Origin of the sequence: Dongia sp., assembly GCF_041918875.1 — a bacterium.
In the GTDB taxonomy this organism is placed as follows: Bacteria; Pseudomonadota; Alphaproteobacteria; order Dongiales; family Dongiaceae; genus Dongia.
The window spans coordinates 218,071-237,566 of record NZ_JAYRUV010000001.1 but is presented as its reverse complement, the minus strand read 5'-3'; the positions used below and the strand labels follow the sequence as shown (position 1 = coordinate 237,566).

15 protein-coding genes are annotated in these 19,496 nt (G+C 64.1%); 11 read left to right on the top strand and 4 right to left on the bottom strand.

The window, feature by feature from the left end:
- Positions 1–301 precede the first annotated feature (301 nt).
- Positions 302–2,527 carry a type I secretion system permease/ATPase gene (locus ACE3TY_RS01040; RefSeq protein ID WP_374650064.1) on the bottom strand — a complete coding sequence of 742 codons (2,226 nt, stop codon included), beginning with the start codon at positions 2,525–2,527 and terminating at the stop codon, positions 302–304.
- An 872-nt stretch (positions 2,528–3,399) separates the two neighbouring features.
- The gene (locus tag ACE3TY_RS01035) at positions 3,400–6,744 is read right to left on the bottom strand and encodes an Ig-like domain-containing protein (protein ID WP_374650062.1); all 3,345 of its coding nucleotides are present in this window, start codon (positions 6,742–6,744) and stop codon (positions 3,400–3,402) included.
- 345 nt (positions 6,745–7,089) lie between these two features.
- Between ACE3TY_RS01035 and ACE3TY_RS01030 the strand changes: the two genes are divergently transcribed.
- Positions 7,090–7,959, top strand: coding sequence for a LysR family transcriptional regulator (locus ACE3TY_RS01030; RefSeq protein ID WP_374650060.1), 870 nt, complete (start codon positions 7,090–7,092; stop codon positions 7,957–7,959).
- Positions 7,960–7,979: 20 nt separating this feature from the next.
- Here the strand turns inward: ACE3TY_RS01030 and ACE3TY_RS01025 are convergent, their stop codons facing one another.
- Positions 7,980–8,372: a GFA family protein gene (locus ACE3TY_RS01025; protein WP_374650058.1), complete on the bottom strand. Its 393-nt coding sequence runs from the start codon at positions 8,370–8,372 to the stop codon at positions 7,980–7,982.
- A 243-nt stretch (positions 8,373–8,615) separates the two neighbouring features.
- On the opposite strand from ACE3TY_RS01025, the gene ACE3TY_RS01020 reads away from it, so the two are divergent.
- From ACE3TY_RS01020 to ACE3TY_RS01010, 3 genes are all read left to right on the top strand, one after another.
- Entirely contained in the window at positions 8,616–10,808 is a 2,193-nt protein-coding gene (locus tag ACE3TY_RS01020) for a VTT domain-containing protein (protein ID WP_374650056.1), read from the top strand.
- Between the two features lie 6 nt (positions 10,809–10,814).
- Positions 10,815–11,555, top strand: a complete 741-nt coding sequence (locus ACE3TY_RS01015; protein ID WP_374650055.1) for an endonuclease/exonuclease/phosphatase family protein — start codon at positions 10,815–10,817, stop codon at positions 11,553–11,555.
- 119 nt (positions 11,556–11,674) lie between these two features.
- Positions 11,675–11,941: a DUF1488 family protein gene (locus tag ACE3TY_RS01010; RefSeq protein ID WP_374650053.1), complete on the top strand. Its 267-nt coding sequence runs from the start codon at positions 11,675–11,677 to the stop codon at positions 11,939–11,941.
- Positions 11,942–12,089: 148 nt separating this feature from the next.
- Here the strand turns inward: ACE3TY_RS01010 and ACE3TY_RS01005 are convergent, their stop codons facing one another.
- Positions 12,090–12,305, bottom strand: a complete 216-nt coding sequence (locus ACE3TY_RS01005) for a CsbD family protein (protein WP_374650051.1) — start codon at positions 12,303–12,305, stop codon at positions 12,090–12,092.
- On the opposite strand from ACE3TY_RS01005, the gene ACE3TY_RS01000 reads away from it, so the two are divergent.
- The 7 genes from ACE3TY_RS01000 (at position 12,304) to eda (ending at position 19,471) form a co-directional block, all read left to right on the top strand.
- Positions 12,304–12,498 carry a hypothetical protein gene (locus tag ACE3TY_RS01000; RefSeq protein ID WP_374650049.1) on the top strand — a complete coding sequence of 65 codons (195 nt, stop codon included), beginning with the start codon at positions 12,304–12,306 and terminating at the stop codon, positions 12,496–12,498. The two genes, ACE3TY_RS01005 and ACE3TY_RS01000, sit on opposite strands and share 2 nt — an antisense overlap.
- A 66-nt stretch (positions 12,499–12,564) precedes the next feature.
- A complete protein-coding gene (locus tag ACE3TY_RS00995; RefSeq protein WP_374650047.1) occupies positions 12,565–13,686 on the top strand; it encodes an ABC transporter ATP-binding protein in 1,122 nt (373 codons plus the stop codon).
- Positions 13,687–13,854: 168 nt separating this feature from the next.
- Positions 13,855–15,348, top strand: a complete 1,494-nt coding sequence (gene zwf, locus ACE3TY_RS00990; protein ID WP_374650045.1) for a glucose-6-phosphate dehydrogenase — start codon at positions 13,855–13,857, stop codon at positions 15,346–15,348.
- Positions 15,348–16,046 carry a 6-phosphogluconolactonase gene (gene pgl / locus ACE3TY_RS00985; protein WP_374650043.1) on the top strand — a complete coding sequence of 233 codons (699 nt, stop codon included), beginning with the start codon at positions 15,348–15,350 and terminating at the stop codon, positions 16,044–16,046. The genes zwf and pgl overlap by 1 nt, the downstream gene beginning before the upstream one ends.
- A gap of 10 nt (positions 16,047–16,056) precedes the next feature.
- Positions 16,057–17,883, top strand: a complete 1,827-nt coding sequence (gene edd, locus ACE3TY_RS00980) for a phosphogluconate dehydratase (RefSeq protein WP_374650041.1) — start codon at positions 16,057–16,059, stop codon at positions 17,881–17,883.
- The gene (glk, locus tag ACE3TY_RS00975; protein WP_374650039.1) at positions 17,880–18,845 is read left to right on the top strand and encodes a glucokinase; all 966 of its coding nucleotides are present in this window, start codon (positions 17,880–17,882) and stop codon (positions 18,843–18,845) included. Before edd ends, glk begins: the two co-directional genes overlap by 4 nt.
- The gene (gene eda, locus ACE3TY_RS00970) at positions 18,842–19,471 is read left to right on the top strand and encodes a bifunctional 4-hydroxy-2-oxoglutarate aldolase/2-dehydro-3-deoxy-phosphogluconate aldolase (protein WP_374650037.1); all 630 of its coding nucleotides are present in this window, start codon (positions 18,842–18,844) and stop codon (positions 19,469–19,471) included. The genes glk and eda overlap by 4 nt, the downstream gene beginning before the upstream one ends.
- Positions 19,472–19,496: the final 25 nt, after the last annotated feature.

The following is a 19,496-nucleotide window of genomic DNA, read 5'->3' as shown; positions in this document are numbered from 1 at the left end:
CGGTCATCCGCTGGATTCTTTCCTGCCGGATGGAAGCGCCCCTCACCCCCGCCCTCTCCCCGCAAGCGGGGCGAGGGAGCCTTGAGCGAGCCTGTTCCAAAGCCCCTCTCCCCATAAAATGGGGAGAGGGGTTGGGGTGAGGGGATGGCGTTGTCAGTGGCCATGGTGACCGTCCATTCGAACCATGACGACGTAACTAATATCGTCATCCTCCGCGAAGGCGGAGGACCCACGAGTTACTTTCTTCAATGGCTGGCAAATTCGTGGGTGGTCCGCCTGCGCGGACCATGACGGTTTAGGATTACTGCGCGACATGCAGGCCTCCCGGGTTGTTGGCACTCGTCGCATTGGCAGGCGCTGTAACCGCGGCGCCGGCATCGGCGATCTGGTAATTGTAGAGCTGGGCGTAGCGCCCCTTGCCACGCATCAGCTGTTCATGGGTCCCATCCTCGACCAGCCGCCCCTTCTCGATGGTCAAGATTCGGTGACACGAGCGCACGGCCGAGAGCCTATGGGCGATGATCAGCACCGTGCGGCCCTTGGAGATCGCCACCATGTTGTCGCGGATGATGCGTTCGGATTCATAGTCCAGCGCCGAGGTGGCCTCGTCGAAGATGAGGATCTTCGGGTTGGTGATGAGCGCCCGGGCAATGGCGATGCGCTGGCGCTGGCCGCCGGAGAGGGAGGCGCCGCGCTCGCCCAGCACGCTGTCATAGCCCTGCGGCAGTTCCAGGATGAAGTCATGGGCGCCGGCGAGCTTGGCGGCCGCCACCACGCGTTCCATGCTCATGCCGGGGTCGGTGAGCGCAATATTCTCGCGCACCGTGCCGCTGAACAGCACATTCTCCTGCAGCACGACGCCGATCTGCCGACGAAGCCAGGCCGGATCGATGAGGGCGAGGTCCATGCCGTCCACCATCACCCGGCCGCGTTCCGGCACGAACAGGCGCTGCACCAGCTTGGTGAGCGTGCTTTTGCCGGAGCCCGACGAACCGACGATGCCGATCGACTGGCCGGGCTGGATGTCGAGGCTGAGATCGCTGAGCACCTCCGGCCCGTCGGTCCGGTAGCGGAAGATCACATGATCGAAAGTGATGCGGCCGGCGAGGCTGGGCGGGGTCGCCTTGTCGGCCCGGTGCAGCGGTTCGGTGGGCGCGTTGAGGATGTCGCCCAGCCGATTGACCGAGATGCGCACCTGCTGGAAGTCCTGCCACATCTGCGCCATGCGCAGGACCGGGCCATGCACCTGCCCCGCCAGCATGTTGAAGGCAACGAGGGCACCCACAGTGAGATCGCCGGAGAGTACCGCCTTGGCGCCGAGATAGAGGGTGAGCAGCACGGTCACCTTGTTGATGAGCTGCGCCGTCTGGCTCGCCGTGTTGCCGAGCTTGGTGACGCGGAAGGCCGCGGCGACATAGCCCGCGATCTGCTCCTCCCATTTCCGCTGCATGCGCGGCTCGACCGCCATCGCCTTGCAGGTCTCGATGCCGGTCACCGATTCCACGAGGAAGGACTGGTTCTCCGCCCCGCGCGCGAACTTCTCATCCAAGCGGCGCTTGAAGATCGGGGTCACGAACAGCGACAGCGCGACATAGAACGGAATGGCCGCCATGACGACCAGCGTGAGGGTGGCGCTGTAGTACCACATGACGGCGAGGAACACGGCCGTGAACACGAGATCGATCACCAGGGTGAGCGCATTGCCGGTGAGGAAGGAGCGGATATTCTCCAGCTCACGCACCCGCGCCACGGAATCGCCCACCCGCCGCGCCTGGAAATAGGCCAGAGGCAGCGACAGCATGTGCCGGAACAGCTTCGCCCCGAGCTCCACATCGACCCGGTTGGTGGTGTGGCTGAAGATATAGGTGCGCATGCCGCCCAGCAGCACCTCAAAGAGGGTGATGACGGCAAGGCCCATCACCAGCACATCCAGAGTGGTGAGGCCGTGATGCACCAGCACCTTGTCGATGATCACCTGGAAGAACAGCGGTGTTACCAGCGCAAAGAGCTGCAGCACGAAGGAGGCGATTAGCACTTCGGCCAGGATGCGCTTGTATTTGAGGATCGCGGGGATGAACCAGGCGATGTCGAACTTGGTGAAGGTGTCGGCAAGGCTCGCCCGCTTGGTCATCAGCAGCAGGCGGCCGGTCCAGATCCGCTCCAACTCGGGCCGCGAGATCGCCATCGGCCGGTTTTCTTCCGGGTCGTGGACCAGTGCCTTGGCCTCGGTACCGTTCTCGCCATCTGCTACCTTGGCGAGAACGAAGTAGCGCCCATCCCTGGTTTCCGCGACCGCCGGCAGGGGCGTTTTGGCGAGCCGGTCCCAGTTGGTGCTGACCCAGCGCGCCTTAAGACCCGATTCCCGTGAGGCCCGCAGCAGGTCCGCATCCTCGAGCCCCTTGGGACCTGGCGCAAAGCGATGTGAGAGAGCCTTCGCGTCCACGGCCAGACCATGGAAGCGCAGCATCAAAACCAGGCAAAGCAGCCCGGTATCAATAGGTTCTGCTCTAGTGGTTTCGCCGCTCATGGGCTTGGTAGCTGTCTCATCTTGGACCAAGCTAAATCCCCGCGACGGCTACTATCTAGTCCGCAAGTATCTTACGGCTATTCCTACGAAATATGTCTGAAGACCTAAGTGTGGGCAAGCAAGATTCTACTGACGCGCGCTCTGACGAGCTACAATCCCTTCACAGATGTACAATTGGAGAACTACCAAAGGTTTATTATTATTATCGTACAATTCTATGAAATAGCTGCCGCCTTGGTGACCCGTCCCCTCAATTCTTAACCCACTTTGAGCGGGCAAACTTAGAACTGGCGCAATTGGCCAGCGACGCCCCGGATGAAGCCGGAATTTGCCAGCCGAGGTGAACAAACATTCGGGAGCGGAGCATGATCACGGCGCCCTCATATCCTTCGTCTCAAATGGCCGACAACTGCGATCGTCGCCCTTTATGAGATCACGCTATAGAGCAGGCACGCGTAACTGAAACCGAGCACTCATCCATTTGATCACCAGTAAATGACGGAGGCGGAATGGTCATGCGCCGAGGGATGTCGCCATCCAACTCACTGCTCCAATTGGGGGCTAGGGCGTGCAATTTCCGTGCACAGCATTCTACTTTTATAACAACTATTTGATTTAACGTGAATTTTTCCGTTTACCCATTACCTTCACACGGTAGGGGTCACAGGTTCAATCCCTGTCGCACCCACCATTTCCACCGCAAGAATATCGACATTCGGGCCGTTTTCCGCAGAAGTCGCGACTGGAACAGATCGGCAACAAAACCAGCGAAACGGCAGCCAGAGCCACTGCCGCTCCACGGCAAGACGGGAGCGCCCTTTCGGACGCTCCCGTGCCACCGACCGTCCCGTTCTGGCGGGACCAGACCACAATCAGACGAAGCTGAAATTGTCCTGGTGCAGGGCCGCCAGCTTGGTCCCTACCAGGGTCAGCGAGTTGTCGCCGTCGAGCGTGATGGTGACATCGTCGCCAACCTGGGCGGCGTGGGCCATCACGTCGGCGAACCCGGCGAAGAGCCCGTCGGCGAACTCGATCACATCGGCACCGTAATCGCCGAAGTCGCCGATCGAGTCCTGGCCGAAGCCGGCAGCGAACACGAAGGTGTCGGCGCCGCGACCGCCGGTCAGCAGGTCGTCGCCGACACCGCCGGCCAGCACGTCGCTCCCATAGCCGCCATCGAGCACATCGTCGCCCTCGTCTCCGGCAAGGGCGTCGTTGCCATAGCCGCCGATAAGCGCGTCGTCGCCGCTGCCGCCGTCGAGCGTGTCGCTGCCGTACCCGCCGTCGAGGCTGTCGTCGCCCGAGCCGCCGACGAGGCCGTCATTGCCGTAGCCGCCATCGAGCACGTCGCTCCCCGCCTTTCCAGTCAGGACATCGTTGCCGTATCCGCCTTCCAGCAGATCGTCGCCGGCCCCGCCGGCAAGCGTGTCCGCGCCTGCGCCGCCGACCTGATGCTGGTCGGGCGCATCGCCGACGAAGGCGAACGACTCCTCGCCCAGCTCGCCCAGGTTCACGCCGACCAGGGTGATGGCGTTCCCTTCGTCCAGGGTGATGACGACGTCGTCGCCCACCTGCTCGGCATGATCGAGCACATCTTCGGTGTCCCCGAACAGCGAACGATCGAAGCCGAGCTTGTCGCCGGCCTGGAGGTCGGCGATCGTGTCCGCGCCGAAGCCGCCCTGGTGATAGAGGAACATGTCGCCGCCCTCGCCGCCGGCAAGCTCGTCCTTGCCGGCACCGCCGTCAAGGGTGTCGGCCCCGTCGCCACCGTCGAGAACGTCGTCTCCCTCGCCGCCGGCAAGGTCGTCGATTCCGGCATTGCCCGTCAGCGTGTCGTCGCCAAGGTCACCCTTCAGCGTGTCGTCATCCTCGCCGCCCTCGACAATGTCGTCGCCGTCGCCGCCTTCGATGATGTCAGCTCCCTCGCCACCGATGAGCACGTCGTCGGCGCCCAGGCCCTGGATCAGGTCGTTGCCAGCGGCACCCTCCAGCACGTCGTCTTCCGGCGTGCCGACGAGAACCAGGTCGCCCGGCCCGTCATCCTCGACCGTGAAGTTCCATGCCGTCGGGTCGTCAATGCCCGCAAAGGGATTGCCGGTGCCGGCACCGTTGTTGCTCGTCCCCTGGACGGCGATATTGTCGATGGCCCACCACCAGTCGTTGCCACCGTCGATCACGGCGAAGCTGATCACCGCGCTGGTCGCACTCTCGGGATTGTTGAGGGCGATGGCGAGGCTCTCGTTGGTTGCGTCGGCCTTGAAGTCCGGGTCGGTGGGATCCGAGGTCCAGCGCAACAGCTCTATCGGCGCACCACCGTCGTAAGATACGGTCAAGACCGCCTTCTGGTTGTCCTCGCGCCGCCAGCTGGAGTCGAAGGTGACAGTGGCCGTGCCGGCCACGATGCCGGTGAGGTCGATCGCCGGCGTCTTCATCTGGGCGTTGAACAGATTGGGATCGATATCTGTGGCGCCGTCGTCATATTCGTCGGGATCGGCCACCATCACCGTGCCGCTGGCCTTGGTGAAGCCCGCCCGGCCCTGATTGCCGGCCGAGCTGATCCAGGAGTTCTTGTCGAAGAAGGTCCAGCCATAGTACTCGATCGGGCCGCCGGCGGGCGTCGCGTTCTCATGGGTCCAGCCCTCCGGCGGGGTCGCGGTGAAGTCGGTGCCGTCGCCGCCGCTCTCGCCGACGAAGGGCTGCAGGGCAAGCCCTTCGAAGTCCTCGGAAAAGAGCGTGGTGCGCTGGGCGGTATCGCGCAAGGCGCCCGGCTCGATCGCGACATAGTATTCGACGCCCGGCTCGAGGTCGGATGCCGGATCGATGGTCACGATATTGCCGTCGATGGTGACCTGGCCCGACGTCACATCGATGGTCTCGGCAATGCTGCCATCGTCAACCCGCTTGATCAGGATGTTGCCGGTGCCGGCCAGCACATTCTCGTTGAACGCGATCACCAGATTGCTGTCGGGGGTCACATCGACGCTGCCGTCGGCCGGCTGCAGGGCGACAATTTCCGGCGCCGTCACGTCGGCATCGGTGACGAAGTTCCATGTCGTCTTGTCCGAAATGCCGGCGAAGGCGTTGACGCCGTCGGTGAAGGTACCCGGCTCGATCACGACATAGTAATTCGTCTCCGCGACGAGATCCTCCGGCAGGTCGATGGTCGCGACATCGCCGGATATGGTGACATGGGCCGAGGTCACGTCGATCGTCGCCACCACGCTGTCGTCCGACGCCAGCTTGACGACGATGTTGCCGGAACCTTTCTGGATATCCTCGCTGAACCGCAGCGACAGGTTGGAGTCGATGGCAACGCGCGCGGCGTCGTCGACCGGCGCCAGAATCGCCTCGAGTGCCGGGGGAATGGGATCCGCGGCGCCTTCCAGGAGGGAGCCGCTCGCCAGTCCATCCGGCGACACCGTGAACGGGATGTCGAGGTGGTCGAGGATGGTCGCCACGATGGAGGTCTGCGGGACCGGGTCGGAGAAAGAAGCTAGATTCTGGTTTGAAGCGATGAAGATGCGGCGCTCCGATGTGGTCTGCCCGCCATGGCTGCTGCCGGTCGCCGGGTCGCGGCCGTGATCGGTGGAAACGATCACCAGCCAGTCCTCATCCGGATAGGCCGCCTCGCGCGCGGCGACCGCAGCCAGAATCTCGCCCACCTGATTGGAAGCAGTGATCATCGCGTTGTCGTAGGTCTCGCCGAAGCCGGCAGAGTGGCCGGCGCCATCCACGTTGTCGAGTTGCACGAAGGTGAAGTCCGGTGCCTCGGTGTTGATGAGGTTCACGGCCGTGTCGGTGACGGCTTGGTCCGAAAGGCCGCTCGACACATAGTCGACGATTGCGGGATCGCCCAGCAGGCCCATTTCCCGGGCGAAGTGACCCGTGTTGATCGGCGACCAATGGACGATCGAAGCCATCGTGGCATTGGGGGAGGCATTGTTGATATACTCAAAAATGCTGGTCACCTCGCTGGCGATCGGCTGGTTGTTGTTGCTCGAAACGCCGTGCTGATCATCCCACACGCCGCTCAGCAGGGTCGACCAGCCGGGGCCGCTGGAGGTGCTCTGCTCCGACGCCGTTCCCTGGACGCCGCCCGCATAGCCCTCCACGATGTCGAGGCCGAGGATTTCCTCTCCTTCACCCTGCAGGCCTAGCAGCATCAGCTGCTCCAGTTGCATACCATCGATCCCGATAAAGATTGCCTTCTGTACCATGGCTTCCTCTCTTGCCTGAAACTCGACCGCCGGCTGGCGAACGCTTCGACCCGCGATGCGGACGAACCGGATGCTAGGAAGCGACGATGACAGCTCGACGAGGCGCGCGTTGCATCGGCCATTGAAACTTGCGATGCCCGGTATCGCGGGTGGCGATAGCCTGTCGCGAAGAATCCCAATTCAGCCGGCGCCGGCAGGTGCAGTGCGCTTGGAAACGTCACGCTGCCGCAACCGAACGGAGACATAGTCCAATTACATTTCAAGTATGAGCGCCAGGTGGGCGCTCCGCCCCGGCCATGATCGGAACCTGGAATGGTCGGAACCTGGAAATGGGAACCCTGAAACATGTCGATGATTCAGCTTCGGGCCTTCCACTTCGTCGCCGTGGCGGGCGGATTCTCGCGGGCGGCTCGCGAGATGGCCGTCAGCCAGTCCTCGCTTTCCGCCCAGGTTCGGCAGTTGGAGGCAAGTTCTGGGTTGAGTCTGTTTGAAAGGAAGCCACTCGGAGTCAACCTGACACCCGACGGCCATGTTCTTTTCGATGTGACCAAGCGTCTGTTCGCGGCCGAGGCGGAGGCGCGCGCCATCCTCCGCAGTCGCCGCCAAGGGGGTGGCCATCTTCGCGTTGCCGCCGACGCAGCGTTCCATTCCGTCCAGATTCTCGCCAGTCTGAAATCCAGCCGGCCGGACCTCACCTTCACGCTGTCGATCGGCAATTCAGGCCATGTGATCGAGCAATTGGTGAACCATCGCGCCGACGTCGGCATCACGGCCCGGCGGCCGCCGGATCCGCAGCTGCACGTCCGGCCGATATTGTCGATGCGGATCGGGATATTCGTTCCAGCCGGCCACGAGTGGCGCGCGCGGGGCGAGATATCCACCGCCGAACTCGCAGGCCTCACGATCGTCGTCCGCGAAAAGGGATCCGTCACCCGCGAGACCTTCGAGTCGACCCTGGCGGACCATCATGTAGCACCGGGGAGCATGATCGAGGTCTCGTCGCGAGAAGCGCTCTGCGAGGTCGTTGCGGCGGGCCTCGGCATTGGTGTCATAGCGGATCGTGAGATCGGCCACGACTCGCGGGTCTGCTTCCTGCCGCTGACGGACAGCGAGCGTACGGTCGACGAGTACGCGGTCTGTTTCGTCGAGCGGTGCCGCATGCCGATCGTGCGTGACTTTCTGACGAGCGTGTCTTCGCTGTCCCACGCGCCGTGAGCGGCGGTCCATCGCGCGACCTACCCCTCGAAGCGGCCCGTGCCTTCGCGATCGCGCTCGTATCGTTTCTTCAGTGGAAAGGGTGGCAGCCAGGACTCGCGACGGATGGTCCAGAGTTCGTAGGTTGGTACAAGTTGGTCAGGAGCGTCCAAGGACCCCAGGTTCACTTCGATCTCGTCCGCCGTGCGTGCGAAAACGGACGAACCGCAGCGGGGACAGAAATACCGCCCCGCATAGTCGCGCGTCTCGCCGTCGATCGTCACCGCATCCTGAGGGAATATCGCGGATGCGTGGAAGAGGGCTCCATGATGCTTGCGGCAGTCTAGACAGTGACAAAGGCCGACCCGATAGGGGCGTCCCGACGCCACAATTCGGACATTGCCACACAGGCAACCGCCGGTGAATCGCTCCATGCTGCGTCTCCTCGGAAATCAAGCGGTCGGAGTGTTTAGAACGAACAACGCTGTCCTGACAACCAAGCCACGCCTGTTCGGTAGACACCAACAGGGCCTCATCCTGGAACGGGCGCGGAGAGCGTCTCCGCCGTTAACTGGCTGAGAAACAGCCATATTCCCACCAGCACCGGGCAAACAGGGCACCATCGGCCACTTCTTGTGTTGAATCATCGACGCGCCGTCCAGGATGGAAATCGATGAATGAGCCAGGCGATCCGGTGCAAGGATGCGAAACCGGCTGAAAGCGGAGAATGGATCCGGACGCGCACGCGGCTGTTCAAGCCGGGGCAGAATGTCTGGCGAACGGAAACAGCCCACCGCGCATCCGTGCTGATCGATGGCGCGGCCTATTTTGCGGCGGTCCGCGATGCGATGCTGGCGGCCGAGCACACGATCCACATCGTCGGCTGGGATGTCGACAGCCGCACGCCGCTGGTGGGCGAAAGCGGTGCGGCCGATGACGGATTTCCCGTCGCGCTCGGTGATTTCCTCGATGCGCTTGCCCTGCGCAGGCCGCATCTGCGGATCCGCATCCTGTTATGGGATTATTCGGTCTTCTTCGCCGACGAACGCGAGCCCCTGCCATCGCTGGCGCTGCGCTGGAAGAGGCTGCCGCAGATCGATCTCTGTTTCGACGCCACCGTGCCCCTGGGCGCGGCGCATCACCAGAAGATCGTCATCGTCGACGACAGCCTGGCCTTCTGCGGCGGTCTCGACCTGACCATCCGGCGCTGGGACGATTCCCGGCATTGCGTGCGGAACGATCTCCGGCAGGACCCGGCCGGCAGGGCGTATCCACCATTCCACGATGTGCAGGCGATGGTCGACGGGCCGGCCGCCTTTGTCCTGGCCGAGCTGGTGCGCGCGCGCTGGATGCGGGCAGCCTGCGAAACGCCCGCGCCGCCGCCGCGAACGATGCCGGCATGGCCGCGACATGTCGTGCCGGATTTCGTCGGCATCGACGTAGCGGTGGCTCGGACCGAGCCCGCCTTCGAGGGCCGGCCCGAGGTGAGGGAGGTGGAGCGTCTCTTCATCGACATGATCGCTTGTGCGGAGCGCACGATTTATGTCGAAAGCCAATACCTCACGCTGACACCGGTGGCCGCCGCGATTGCCGGCCGGTTGCGGCAGAAGCCGGCGCTGGAAGTGGTGATCCTGTGCCCGCGCAGCTATCACGGCATGCTCGAACGGCAGGCCATGCTGCCCGGCCGGAACGACTTTCTGCGCGGGCTTGCTGAGGGCGGCGCGCCGGCCCGTTGGCTGGTCCTCGCCCCCCGGGCCCACGGCGCTCCGGATACCGATATCTCGCTCCATTCCAAAGTGACGATCGTTGACGATACATATATGCGCGTCGGATCGGCCAATCTTTGCCATCGCTCGATGGCGACGGATAGCGAGTGCGATCTGACCTTCGCCGCGGTGGACGCAAAGTCGGCCGGCGCCATCCGCCGCATCCGGCATCGCCTGTTGGCGGAACATTGCGGCTGCAGCGTCGAGACGCTGGAACAGGCCATTCGCCGCCAGGGCTCGCTCATCCCGGCCATCCGGGCCGTCGTCGGCCGAACCGGACGCGCCCGGTTCCTCGGCATCGAGGAAGACGGGGTTGCCATGCCGATCCTCAAATCCATCGCCGATCCCGAACGGCCGATCGCCCTGCAGCGCCTGGTCCGGCCGGTATCGATGTGGATCTCCGACCGTCGCGCCGCCTGGGCATTCATGACGGCGACGGTCACGGGCTTCTGCGTCCTGACAGCGGCCTGGGCCCTCGGCCCGATCGGCGAAACGCAGCCGGCGACAGCCTTGGAACATTGGCTGGTTTCGCCCGACTCTCCTCCCTTGGCGGACCTGGGGGCGGGCCTGGGGGCGGGCCTGGCGGTCGTCGGCATCTTCGTCCTCGCCGGCCTCCTCGCTTTCCCTTTGCTCGTCCTCATCGTCGCCACCGTGGCCGTCTTCGGCCTGTGGCCAGGCCTCGCCTATGCTGGGTTCGGTGCCATGGCAAGCGCCATCGTCAGCTATGCGATCGGCCGCTGGCTCGGGAGCCGCGTCCTGCGCCGCTTCTTCGGCCCCCGATTGAACCGCGTCAGCGAGGCGCTCCTGGCGCGGGGTATCATGGCCGTTACCGTGATCCGGCTGATTCCAGGGGCGCCTTATACTTTAGTCAACCTCGCCGCCGGCGCGCTGCGCATCCACCCCGTCGACTATGTGGTCGGCACGCTGCTGGGGCTGGCACCTGGCTTTTGCGTCATGGCGCTGCTGGGGCAGCAAATTATGGACGTCGTCCGTGACCCAAGCCCGGTGGGGATCGCCATGCTCGTTGCCCTCCTGCTGCTCTCAATCGGTCTTTCGTTCGGCCTGCAACGCATCATCGGTGCCTGGCGTGGCCGCAAGTCGTGATGCGACATGCGCGACGGTTGCATCAGGATCGTCACCTGGAACATCCATGCCGGCATCGGCGCCGACAGGCGCTACAATCTGGCGCGCATCATCGATCTGGTGCGGCGCCACGCGCCCGACATCGTCGCGTTGCAGGAAGTGGATTCCCGTGGCCGCCTGGAAGACTTGCCGCTTTCCGCCCTCACCAGGGCGCTCGGCGAATATTCCGCCGAAGCGCGCACCATCGTGGCCCCCGACGGGCATTACGGGCATGTCCTCATCAGCCATTGGCCGATGCATGACGTGCGCCTGCACGATCTGTCAGTGCCGCGTCACGAAGCGCGCTTTGCCATCGAGGCCGGCCTCGAGACGCCGCTCGGCCGCCTGCAGGTTATCGCCGCGCATCTCGGCCTGCGCGCCGGCGAGTGCCGGCAGCAAGTGCAGCGGCTGCGCGCCATTGTCGAAACGGTGGCGGGGCCGCTGGTCCTTGCCGGCGACTTCAACGATTGGCATGGTTACGTCAGGCGGGCATTTCTGCCGCTCCTGCCCGGCCGCTCCCGCGAGAAGACGTTTCCTGCGCGCTATCCCCTGCTCGATCTCGACGGAATCTATTGCCGACCCGCCGGGGGGCTGATCCGGAGCTGGGTCGACCGCGATGGCCGGCATGCGTCCGACCATCTGCCGGTCATCGCCGATATAGCGCTGCGCGATGTTTCCATCCCCGGCGCCGAGCACATTCACAAAAAAATCACAGAGGTGCTTAAGTGAGGGGAATCAATGGTGAGATGGCCCCCGCTCGCTCCCTTTATACAGACAGGCAATGGCCGACATTGAAGCCTCCGCCGGACCGCGTCATAGTTGTCGCCAACAAGCGATGGGAGGCGAAATTGGCACTGACATTCTTGAATGAAATGCCGATCTACAATCCCGAACGCGAAACGGTCCGGGTAATCGGCATCGCATCCTCCGGTCATGTCGTCTGTCGCGTCGCCAAGACGGCGCTTCTTGCCTATGAACATGTCGAGGATGCCTCGCCGAGCGAGTTGCTTGCGATCTTCGCCAAACACCGCCGCAAGGTCGAACAGGTTGCCCGCGAAAAATATCTTACCGGCGGGCAGCAGGCGGACGGATCGATCATGATCGCCGCCGCCTGATCCCGCTCCTGATCCCTGGGCATCCGTCTGCGGGCCAGCACTGGGGTGCGACCGCTGATCGGCATGAACGCAGCGGGGACAGCCTGTGGCGAAAAAAAGCCCGCGCATGGCTGGCGCGGGCTCATCCGGTCTTTACGGAAACCGGCGATCAGTTGGGCCACAGATTCCGGTTCGCCGCCCGGAAGATGTCGATCTGCTTCTGAGCTTCCTCGCGAGCGATACCGTAACGTTCCTGAATCTTGCCCACGAGCTGGTCCTGATGGCCCTCGAGCGTGGTGATGTCGTCGTCAGTGAGCTTGCCCCACTGCTCCTTCATCTTGCCTTTCAGCTGTTTCCAGTTGCCGGCGATCTGATCCTGATTCATGTTCAGCCTCCTTCATGCATTCCGCCCGACTTTCGCGCGATTTGATGGATTGCCCAGCGGCATCCGCTGGTTGGCGCGGACCGTGGAAAAGTTCGCCATGAAGATAGCTCCATCATTTGATTTAATCGGCGGCTGGCGTGTGAGACTGCAACGGCGAACCGGCAAATATGTTTCTCCGAAAGAGGATGTTTGACTCGAAGTCACAAACGATGTCCCATCGCGCCGGAGTATCGGGAGAAGCATGAGGAAAAGGATCGAGATGGCGAAACTCAGCATCCGCGGCGTCAGAAAATCCTACGGTCAGGTCGATATCCTCAAGGGCATCGATATCGAGCTCAACGATGGCGAATTCCTGGTATTGCTCGGGCCGTCGGGCTGCGGCAAGTCGACCTTGCTCAACATCGTCGCCGGCCTCACCGATCTCAGCGCGGGGGAGGTTCGCATCGACGAGCGGGTCGTCAACGACGTCCATCCCAAAGACCGCGACATCGCCATGGTGTTTCAATCCTATGCGCTCTATCCCAATATGAGCGTCGCCAAGAACATGGAGTTCGGCTTGGAGATGCGCGGCATAGCGCGGCCGGCCCGCGAAGCGGCAGTCGCCAAAGCGGCCAGACTGCTGCAGATCGAACATCTGCTGGGACGCAAGCCAGGCGAACTGTCCGGCGGGCAGCGCCAGCGCGTCGCCATCGGACGCGCCTTGGTGCGCGAGCCCAAGGTCTTCCTCTTCGACGAACCGCTCTCCAACCTCGACGCCAAGCTGCGCATCGAGATGCGGACCGAGATCAAGAAGCTGCACCAACGCCTCGGCACCACCATCGTCTATGTAACGCATGACCAGGTCGAAGCAATGACACTCGCCAGCCGGATCGCGATCATGCGCAACGGACTCGTACAGCAATTGGCGACGCCGGCGGAGATCTATAACCGCCCGGCCAATATGTACGTGGCCGCCTTCGTCGGCGCGCCGGCCATGAATTTCCTGCGCGGCCGGATCGCCCAGCAGGAAGGTCGCCTGGGCGTTACCGCCGAGGTCCGGTCCGGCGGCGGTGGGACGCCGCGCTTCCTGCCGCTCCACGATCCAGCTCCGCAGATTGGCCAGTGGGTGGGGCGTGACATCGTGCTGGGAATCCGACCAGAGGCGATTTCCATTGCCGGCACTGTGGATTCGACATTCCCCGCCACCGAAATCGATGCCGAAATCGACGTGATCGAGCCGACCGGTGCCGACACGCTGGCCTACTTCACCATGGGCGGCACCAGCGCGGTGGCCCGCGTACGGCCCCAGGATGTCGCGGCGGCGGGCGGGACGACGCGCTTTGCCCTCGACCTCAGCCGATCCTGTCTGTTCGATCCGCAGACCGAGGCCCGACTGAACTGATCGCCGGAATTAATCCGAAAGAGCCCTATCGACTGAAATAATTCGACGTGGGATATCGAGCCAGATCAGGCTTCTGGCGCCGATGAACGCTGGCATAGGGCGCTTTGTCGGGGCAAACTGAGGCCGATTCTCGACGAAATTCCCGACTGCTCCCAACAGGGATCCCCCATGCAACGCAGCACCCTTATCACCCAACCGTTCGATATGATCGTTTTCGGCGGCCGCGGCGACCTTGCCCGGCGCAAGCTGATCCCCGCCCTCTATCATCTCGCCCGCGAGCAGCGCCTACCCGATGACGGCCGTATCATTGCCGTCTCGCGCGGCGCCATGGCCCGCGAGGATTTCGTGAAGATGATGCATGACGATTGCATCACTCATGCCGGCGACGGCACCAAGAACGGCCAGTTCGACGAGGAATCCTGGGGCCGCTTTGCCGGCCGGCTCGTCTATCTCGGCCTCGATGCCACGGATGCGGAGAGTTATGACGGGTTGGCCGAACTGCTCAAAGGCCGCGAGGGGGTCGTACGCGCCTTCTATCTGGCGACCGCACCCGACATTTTCGGCCCCATCGCCGCCAATCTCAAGCAGCGCAACCTGGTGACACAGGAATCGCGCCTGGTGCTTGAAAAGCCGCTGGGCAAGGACCTTTCCTCGGCGCATGAGATCAATGCCGCCGTCGCCAGGGCCTTTGCCGAACCGCAAACCTATCGCATCGATCACTATCTCGGCAAAGAGACCGTACAGAACCTGATGGTGCTGCGGTTTGCCAACGCCTTGTTCGAGCCGCTGTGGAACCGTACCCATATCGACCATGTGCAGATCTCTGTCGCCGAGACGGTCGGTGTCGGCGGCCGCTGGCGCTACTACAACGAATCCGGCGCCCTGCGCGACATGGTGCAGAACCATCTGCTGCAGCTCATCTGTCTCACCGCGATGGAGCCGCCCAGCACGCTCGACGCCGACATGATCCGCGACGAGAAGCTTAAAGTCCTGCGCGCATTGCAGCCGATCCACGCAGTCGACGTGGCGCAAGCGACCGTGCGCGGTCAATATCGGGCCGGCACGATCGATGGAAAGGCCGTTCCCGGCTATCTTGAGGAATCCGACGCGGATCCGCGAAGCGACACCGAGACTTTCGTCGCCATCAAGATCGGCATCGACAATTGGCGCTGGGCCGGCGTGCCGTTCTATGTCCGCACCGGCAAGCGGCTGCCGGCGCGTTCCTCGGAAATCGTGGTCCAGTTCAAGACGCCACCGCATTCGCCATATCCGGCATCGGCCGGCACGATCCACCCCAACAAGCTGGTGATGCGCCTGCAGCCCGATGAGGGCATCCGCCTCATCATGCTGAACAAGGGCCGGGGACCGGGCGAACTGAAGCTCCGGCAGACGGCGCTCGACCTCTCCTTCGCCGAGACGTTCGGCGGGCGCTCGCCCGATGCCTATGAGCGCTTGCTGCTGGATGTCATCCGCGGCCGCCCGGCCCTGTTCATGCGCCTCGACGAACTGGAAGCGGCGTGGTGCTGGACGGACGGTATTCTGCAGGGCTGGTCCGACACAGTCCTGCCGCCGAAGCCCTATGCCGCCGGCTCCTGGGGACCCAACGCCGCCATCGCGCTCATCGAGCGCGATGGCCGGACCTGGCACGAGGACGACATTTAGTGCCGTTCCGGGAGACCGAATATGCGGACCGCGCCGCGCTGGCCGCGGCGTTGGTGGAACACATCCTGGCCGATCTCGGGGCTGCGATCGCGGCCACCGGAGAAGCCAGCCTGGTCGTACCCGGCGGCAGCACGCCGGTTGCCGTCTTCGAGCGGCTGGCCGTCACCGAATTTCCCTGGGACGAAGTGACGGTCGTCCCGTGCGACGAACGCTGGGTTCCGACCGATCATCCCGACAGCAACGAAGGACTCATCCGCAGGCACCTGCTGCAGGGAAAGGCGCGCGCCGCCCGGGTATTGAGCCTATACCGCCCGGTTCCGCGTCCGGCGGATGCCCTGCCCGATGTGACGCGTGCCCTCGCCGTTATTCGTCGCCCTTTTTCCAGCGTCTTTCTCGGCATGGGCGAAGACGGGCATTTCGCCTCCCTCTTCCCCGGGCGCGCCGAGACGGGCCCGGCGCTCGACCTCGACAGCGAAGGTCTCCTCATGGTCCTGAGCGAGCCGGCCAAAGGCCATCCGCGCATCGGTCTCACACTTTCAGCGCTGACCGATTGCAGCCATGTCCTGCTCGCGGTCGCGGGCGCGGAAAAACGGATTGTGCTGAAACGGGCAATCGACAATATCAAGCTGGATACCTATCCGATCGCGGCGCTGTTGCGGCAGCCGCGCACGCCGGTCGACATTCTCTCAGGCGCATGAGGCCAAAGCCATGCAACCCAAAATGCATCCCACCGTCGAAACCGTCACCGCACGCATCCGGGCCCGCAGCGAAAAAAGCCGCGGCGGATATCTGGCACGCATCGCCGAGGCGAGGTCCAAGGGCGTCAAGCGCGGTCGTCTTTCCTGCGGCAATCTTGCCCACGGTTTCGCAGCCTGCGGCCCGCGGGACAAGGACGCCCTGGCCGGATCGGCACTGCCAAATCTCGGCATCGTCTCGGCCTATAACGACATGCTGTCGGCGCACCAGCCGCTGAAGGACTATCCGGAACTGATCAAGGAAGCAGTGGCCGGCCATGCGACGGCGCAGTTCGCCGGCGGCGTGCCGGCGATGTGTGATGGCGTCACCCAAGGCCAGACCGGCATGGAATTGTCGCTGTTCAGCCGCGACGTCATCGCCATGGCGACCGCCGTCTCGCTCTCGCACGACATGTTCGACGCCGCCCTGATGCTGGGTGTGTGCGACAAGATCGTGCCGGGGCTTCTCATCGGCGCCTTGAGCTTCGGCCATCTGCCGACCGTTTTCGTCCCGGCGGGGCCGATGCCGTCGGGCCTCCCCAACGCCGAGAAATCGCGCATCCGCCAGCTCTATGCCGAAGGCAAGGTTGGCCGCAAGGAATTGCTGGAAGCCGAGGCTGCCTCCTATCACGCGCCCGGCACCTGCACTTTCTACGGCACGGCCAACAGCAACCAGATGCTGATGGAGTTGATGGGTTTGCACATGCCGGGCGCGGCCTTCGTCAATCCGGGAACGCCGTTGCGCGCGGCTCTCACGGCCGCGGCGGCGAAGCGTGTCGCCGGCGCCACGGCCCTTGGCAACGATTACCGCCCGATCGGCGAAATCGTCGACGAGAAAGCGCTGGTCAACGCGATCGTCGGGCTGGTGGCGACCGGCGGATCGACCAATCACACGATCCACCTCATCGCCGTGGCGGCAGCCGCCGGCGTGAAGCTCGAATGGCAGGATTTCGCCGATATCTCCGCCGTCACGCCACTGCTCTGCCGCATCTACCCCAACGGCCAGGCCGATGTGAATCATTTCCAGGCCGCCGGCGGCTTCGGTTTCCTGGTGCGAGAGCTGCTGGGCGCCGGGCTGCTGCATCGGGACGTAAAGACGCTGGTCGGCGACGATCTCGGCACCTATGCGCAGGAGCCCTATCTCGACGGCGACCGGCTGCGCTGGCGCGACGCGCCGGATCAATCTCTCGACCGCGAGGTCCTGCGTCCGGCCAGCGATCCGTTCGCGCCGGAAGGTGGCATCCGCGTGCTTGGCGGCAATCTCGGCCGATCGATCATCAAGGTCTCGGCAGTGAAGGCAGCGCACCGGGTCATCGAAGCGCCGGCCATGGTGTTCACCAGCCAGCACGACGTGCAGAAAGCCTTCAAGGACGGCAAGCTGCACCGCGATGTCGTTGTGGTGGTGAAGGGCCAGGGACCGCGTGCCAACGGCATGCCGGAACTGCACCAGCTGACGCCTGCCCTGGGCGTGCTGCTCGACCTCGGCTACAAGGTGGCGCTGGTCACCGACGGCCGCATGTCCGGCGCTTCCGGCAAGGTGCCGGCTGCCATCCATTTAAGCCCCGAAGCGGTCGCCGAAGGGCCGATCGCACGCATAAAGGATGGCGACATCATCCGCCTCGACACCGAAGCGAACGAATTGACCGTCAAGGTGGCCGACCTGGCGGCACGCCCGCTCGACATGCCGGATATCGGCGCCTATCGGGCCGGCTGCGGCCGCGAACTGTTCGCCGGCTTCCGCGCCCAGGTCGGCGGCGCCGAACACGGTGCCGCCAGCTTCGGCTGGGAAGGCATCGTATGACGCCGCCCGGCCTCGCCCTCGTCGCCGATATCGGCGGCACCAATGCGCGCTTCGCCCTGCGCCGGCCGGGCGTCGCCGGGGTCGAGCGCATGAAGACCCTGTCCGCCCGCGACTATCCCGATATCGCCACCGCCATCACGGCCTATCTCGACTGGGCCGGGGCCAAGCCGGCCGAAGCCTGCTTCGCCGTCGCCTGCCCGGCACGCGAGGATTATATCGAGTTCACCAATTCGACCTGGCGCTTCTCCCGTTATGAAACCGCCCAGCGTTTCGGCTGGACCCGGCTGGAGACGATCAACGATTTCGAGGCGCTCGCCTTGGGCGTTCCGCATGTAAAGGCGGAAGGACTGCACAATGTTCGGCGCGGCACCGCCAATCCCCTGGGGGCCCGTGCTGTTCTGGGCCCGGGGACCGGCTTCGGGGTCTCTGGCCTGGTCTGCGATCGCCATGGCGGATGGGTGGCTCTGGCCGGCGAGGGCGGCCATGTCGGCTTTGCGCCGCAGGATGAGCTGGAGATCGACCTGCTGCGCTATCTGCAGGCACGTTTCGGGCGCGTCTCCTGCGAGAGGCTGCTCTCGGGCGAGGGCCTGGTCAACATCTACGAATTCCTCACCGTTCAAGCAGGCAAGCCGGCGGAACGGCCGAGTCCGGCCGAGATTACAGCCCGCGGGCTGGAGCATGGCGAACGTATCGCCCGGGACGCGCTGCGCCGCTTCTGCGCCATCCTGGGTTCGGCCGCCGGCGATCTTGCGTTGATCCTGGGTTCGACGGGCGGTGTCTATATCGGCGGCGGGATCGTCCCGCGCCTGCTGCCGATCCTGCTCGACAGCCGCTTCGAGGAGCGGTTTGCCAATAAGGGCCGTCTCTCCTCGCTGCTTGCCAATATGCCGATCTACGTCATTCTCGACAATACGCTGGCGCTGCTGGGCGCTGCCGCAACTCTCAGCCAAGGTGACCAATGACTCCCATCGCCAAGATCATCCGCCAGGCCCGTGCCATTCCCGTCATCGTCATCGATGCGCTGGAAGATGCCTTGCCGCTTGCCCGGGCTCTGCGCGCGGGCGGCCTGTCCAGCATGGAAATCACCCTGCGCACCGCGGCGGGCCTTGAGGCGATCAAGCAACTGCGCGGTACGGTCGAAGGCCTCTCGGTCGGCGTCGGCACGGTTCTCTCCAGCGACGACCTCAAGCGCGCCCATGCCGCGGGCGCCGACTTCGCCGTGAGTCCGGGCTTCTCGGAAGATATCGTGAAGCTGGCCCTCGATCTGGGCCTTCCCTATCTTCCGGGCGCCGCCACACCCGGCGAGGTGATGCGCGGACGCGCGCTCGGCCTCGATGCCTTCAAGTTCTTCCCCGCTTCGACCCTTGGGGGGCCGGAAACGCTCAAGGCCTGGGGCGATGTCTTCCCGGACAATCATTTCTGTCCCACCGGCGGCGTATCTCCCGACAATGCCCGGGACTATCTCGCCTTGGCTCATGTCGCGGCCGTCGGTTCGTCGATGCCGGCCCCCCGGAAAATGGTCCAGGAAAAGAAGTGGGAGGAAATCAAGGCCCTCAGCCATCAGTTTGTCGCGTCGACACACCCCTGAGGATGGATTAGCTTGCCCATATTCG